Origin of the sequence: Rhodoferax sp., assembly GCF_039922535.1 — a bacterium.
Classification (GTDB): domain Bacteria; phylum Pseudomonadota; class Gammaproteobacteria; order Burkholderiales; family Burkholderiaceae_C; genus Rhodoferax_B.
The window spans coordinates 1-4,272 of the sequence record NZ_JBDTEM010000101.1; the positions used below are offsets into that span (position 1 = coordinate 1).

A 4,272-nucleotide genomic window follows, 5' to 3' on the forward strand; every position below is an offset into this window, starting at 1 on the left:
AGGCAGTGGTTTGTCCAGGTAGGTCTGGAGGTGGGGTGGAAACACCCGGCCTCTTTGGCTTTATGGGCTGCCCGGCTTGCCCACGATGCCGTTCACTTAAAAATTTGGGCATGGGGGCTCCTTGGGATGGCTGTGCACATCTCAGGTGTGTGCCGATCGAAAGTTAGTCCCAATGGGCCACTTTGGCATCCCTTGTTTGGGGGATGCAGCCCTGCCGTGGAACAATGGCGGCATGGCACACACCGCACTCTCCCTTCTTGCCGGGGCCGCTCTGGGCATGTCGGTGCTGCCCGCGCTGGCCCAGCTACCGCAACGCAACCTGGCGGTCGAGGTGCGCCAGATCACCGAGCCCGACGGCAACACCGTTAGCACCCAGCCCGCCGCCACGCCGCTGGCCGCCCAGCGCATCCTGGTGCGCAACGGCGAAAAGGCCACGCTCACCCTTGGGCAAAACGTGCCGATCCGCTTTGTGCAGTCTGTCAGCTCGGGCGGGCGCAGCGGCGATGGGGTCAGCTACGGCATGGTATGGATGCAGGCGGGCCAAAGCATGGTGGTGCAGCCGCGCTGGCCCGGTGGCGACCAGCCGGTGCTGGTCAGCATCGACGTGCAGGCCTCCAGCCTGCAGGCCCCCAGTGGCAACGCCGAACTCCCCAGCCAGGCCCGCAGCCAACTGGCCACCACCGTCAGCGCCGCCCTGGGCCAGTGGGTCACGGTGGCGGCTACCGGGGGCGGGCAGGCCCAGGCGGGCAGCTACAGCAGCGAAGCCGCCGCCGACACCCGGCAGCTGGTGCAAATCCGCGTGCTGCCGCGCTGAACCCATGGCACGGCCCGTTTTGGCATCGCTGTGCTGGCTGGCTGCCGCGCTTTTCACCGCCCCCGCCAGCGCCCAAGCGGCCACCTACACCATCGACCCGGTACGCACCAGCACCACTTACGAGTTAGGCAGCATCAGCAGCGGGCGGTTTGAGCGGCACACAGGCAGCATCCAGCTAGACATGGCGGCCAAAACCGGCCTGGCCGATGTCAGCATCGAGGCCGCCTCGGTCCGCTCGGGCATGGCTTTGATCGATTCCATTCTGGTGGGCACCGAGCTGTTCAACGCCAGCCAATACCCCAGCATCCATTTCCTGGGCGACCAGTTTGTGTTCAGCGGCGAGACCCTAACCGACGTGTTGGGCAACCTGACCCTGCTGGGTAAAACCCTGCCGGTCGTGCTGCACGTGAACTCCTTTGCCTGCAGTAGACCCGCCGCGCCCGAGCCCGAGGTGTGCAGCGGTAATTTTGAAACCACCATTGACCGCACCGACTACGGCATGGACCTGGGTGTCAGCCTGGGTATGCCCAAGAACGTGCACCTGGTGGTGCAGGTGGAGGCGGTGCGGCAATAAAGTGATTGCTACTAAATAAGTAGCTGCTTGCGCAGGTGCTACCTGCACAAAAGGCTGATTTAATGCCTAACCCAGCAACGCCCGCACATGGTCGTTCAAAAAGCGCCCTTGCGGATCCAGCTTGCGCCGCAGCGCGCGGAAGTCGGCCGCACGCGGGTACAGCGCGGTCACGTCATCGGTGTCCAAAAAATGCATCTTGCCCCAGTGCGGGCGCGAGCCAAAGCGGCGCAGGATGGCATCCACATCGCGCAGATAGTCCCAGTAGTCCACGCCCGGCTGGCCGGATACTGACAAGGTGATGCTGTCCTGCTGGTGGAACGGGCTGATCCAGGCCGGGTCGCCCGCGGTGAAGCGGTATTCGATGGGGAAGATGCAGTTTTGGTGCTTGGTCAGCATCAGTTCGCGCACGGCGCGCACCGCCTCTTTGCCGTGCTGCAGCGGCACGGCGTATTCCAGTTCGTGGAAGTTGGGCACGTACTCGATGGGGTAGATCTCGGACGAGTAGGCGATTTTTTCAAACGGGGTGTCCAGCGCGGGGCGGTCGCTGATGTCGATCACCTTCATCTCGCACACGTCGGCGGTCTTGGTCGTGGTGGTGCGGGGTGCATCCGCCGTGTCGGCCAGGCAGTACAGCTGGCGGCTGTGCGGGGTGGGGCACCAGAAGAAGCCGAAATGGCGGTGCGTGGCGGCCAGCTCGTCGTGGCGGGCCATGCAGGTCTCGAAGTCGTCGCGCCATACGTGTTCGTGCAGCTGGTAGGCATCCGTCACCTGCAGCGTCAGCTCGGAAATCACGCCCAGCGTGCCCACCGATACCTGGGCGGCGTGCAGCAGATCGGTGTCGCTGCCATCCACCACCAGCACGCTGCCATCGGCCTGCACCAGCCGCAAACCAGCAATCGACGTGGCCAGGCAGCCCAGCGTGCTCCCGGTGCCATGGGTGCCGGTGGTGAAGGCACCCGCCACCGCCTGCGAGTCGATATCGCCCTGGTTCACCAGTGAAAACCCGTGGGCTTTCAGCGCAATTGCCAGGTCATGGATGCGCGTACCCGCAGCTACGGTGACCTGCTTCTTCGCATCGTCAAAACTTCGCACGCCCTGCATCTGCGCCAGGGACAGCAGCAGCCCGCCGGTCCCCACCACCGGCGTGAAGCTATGGCCCGAGCCCGCCACCCGCAGGTTCAGATCCAGCCGATCCGCTTCGGCCACCATTTCGCGCAACTGGTCTTCGGACGTGGGCGCGCCCTTGTAGCGTGCAATGCACGACTGGTTACCGACCCAGTTGCGCCACAGACCGCCTTTTTCGAATGGCATGGGGAATCCTTTGCGAATGCTGATGATGTGGAGGTGATGATGCCGCAACTCTGCAGTGCGCAGGTGCGCGCACGTATCCTGCGGTATTGCACAATCCCTCTGCAAACACCCAAAACCGCCGCCATGCAACTTGATTTCAGCCCGTTAGCCAATGCGATTGCCCAGCTTGAGAAAAGCTTGGTCTATGCCTATTCCCCCGCTGCGTTGGCGGACTCCGGCTTGCGCGAGCAGCTGCGCAATTCAGTCATCCAATGCTTTGAATTTACCTACGAGCTCAGCTGGAAGATGCTCAAACGCTATCTGGAGGCCACCGAGCCCAGCCCGGCAGAACTGGACATGGGTAGTTTTCAAAGCCTGATCCGGTTGGGCAACGAGCGGGCCTTGCTGCGCTCCGACTGGCACCTTTGGAAGACCTACCGGCAGGCCCGCACCGACAGCAGCCATACCTACGATGCCGCCAAGGCCGAGGCGGTGTTTGCCATCGCTCCGGACTTTCTGGTCGAAGCACAGGCCTTGCTGCAAGCGCTGACCCGTCGTAGCGCCAGTACTTGAACCGACCATGTTCCCCGCCGCGAACCCATCCCTAGCCCTGGCTCCCAGCGACTGGGCTGAGGTGTTGCGGATTTTGCGGGAGCAGGTGCCTCAGCTGGAAGTGTGGGCCTTTGGTTCCCGGGCTCGGCGCACGGCCAAGCCTTATTCGGACCTGGACTTGGCCATCATCAGCCGCCAGCCTTTGTCGCTAGAGCAACTGGCCAGCATCCACGATGCCTTTGATACCTCGGATTTGCCCGTGCGGGTGGACATCGTCGACTGGGCCAGCACCAGCGAAGCCTTTCGCGCCGCCATCGCGCGTGACAAAGTCGTGGTGCAACTGGGCGCTGAATCCTGAGAGCATAGATACGCCTGTACGCCACCCGGCGTATTTCTCCAAACGCCTTGCTTCCCTAAAGTCCACCCATCGCCGCACAAAACCAGTCAATTGCACAGGTCGAGTGCGGCGAACCGGGTTCATTTACTTAACGGAGAAGCTCACATGCAACGTCGATTTACTCTCAAGGCGCTGACCGCCGCTGTCGCCCTCTCAAGCCTGTCCGTTCTGCCAGCACACGCTGCCGACACCATCAAGGTCGGCGTACTGCACAGCCTGTCGGGCACCATGGCGATTTCTGAAACCGTGTTGAAAGACACCGTGCTGATGGCCATTGACGAAATCAATGCCAAGGGAGGTTTGCTGGGCAAGAAGCTGGAACCTGTGGTGGTGGACCCCGCGTCCAACTGGCCACTGTTCGCTGAAAAGACCAAGCAGCTGCTGGGCCAGGACAAAGTCGCCGTGATCTTCGGCTGCTGGACCTCGGTGTCGCGCAAGTCGGTGCTGCCAGTGGTGGAAGAAATGAACGGCCTGCTGTTCGACCCCGTGCAGTACGAGGGTGAAGAACTCAGCAAGAACGTGTTCTACACGGGTGCTGCGCCTAACCAGCAAGCTATTCCCGCGGTGGATTATTTGATGAGCAAGGCCGGTGGCGGTGCCAAGCGTTGGGTCCTGCTGGGCACCGACTATGTGTACCCCCGCACC

6 protein-coding genes are annotated in these 4,272 nt (G+C 62.7%); 5 read left to right on the forward strand and 1 reads right to left on the reverse strand.

The genetic code is table 11. The features are described 5' to 3' along the window. The first annotated feature begins 232 nt into the window (after positions 1–232). Positions 233–814, forward strand: a complete 582-nt coding sequence (locus ABI213_RS04605) for a hypothetical protein (protein WP_348005955.1) — start codon at positions 233–235, stop codon at positions 812–814. 4 nt (positions 815–818) lie between these two features. Beyond that, complete coding sequence (locus tag ABI213_RS04610) at positions 819–1,388, forward strand: YceI family protein (protein ID WP_348005954.1); 570 nt, start codon at positions 819–821, stop codon at positions 1,386–1,388. 66 nt (positions 1,389–1,454) lie between these two features. Here the strand turns inward: ABI213_RS04610 and ABI213_RS04615 are convergent, their stop codons facing one another. Beyond that, positions 1,455–2,699: a D-arabinono-1,4-lactone oxidase gene (locus tag ABI213_RS04615; RefSeq protein ID WP_348005953.1), complete on the reverse strand. Its 1,245-nt coding sequence runs from the start codon at positions 2,697–2,699 to the stop codon at positions 1,455–1,457. A 123-nt stretch (positions 2,700–2,822) separates the two neighbouring features. On the opposite strand from ABI213_RS04615, the gene ABI213_RS04620 reads away from it, so the two are divergent. The 3 genes from ABI213_RS04620 to ABI213_RS04630 all read left to right on the forward strand — a co-directional run. Beyond that, the gene (locus ABI213_RS04620) at positions 2,823–3,251 is read left to right on the forward strand and encodes an HI0074 family nucleotidyltransferase substrate-binding subunit (RefSeq protein ID WP_348005952.1); all 429 of its coding nucleotides are present in this window, start codon (positions 2,823–2,825) and stop codon (positions 3,249–3,251) included. A gap of 7 nt (positions 3,252–3,258) precedes the next feature. Next, positions 3,259–3,588, forward strand: a complete 330-nt coding sequence (locus tag ABI213_RS04625) for a nucleotidyltransferase domain-containing protein (protein ID WP_348005951.1) — start codon at positions 3,259–3,261, stop codon at positions 3,586–3,588. Positions 3,589–3,732: 144 nt separating this feature from the next. Next, a partial coding sequence (locus ABI213_RS04630; RefSeq protein ID WP_348026247.1) for a transporter substrate-binding protein occupies positions 3,733–4,272 on the forward strand: 540 nt, incomplete at its 3' end.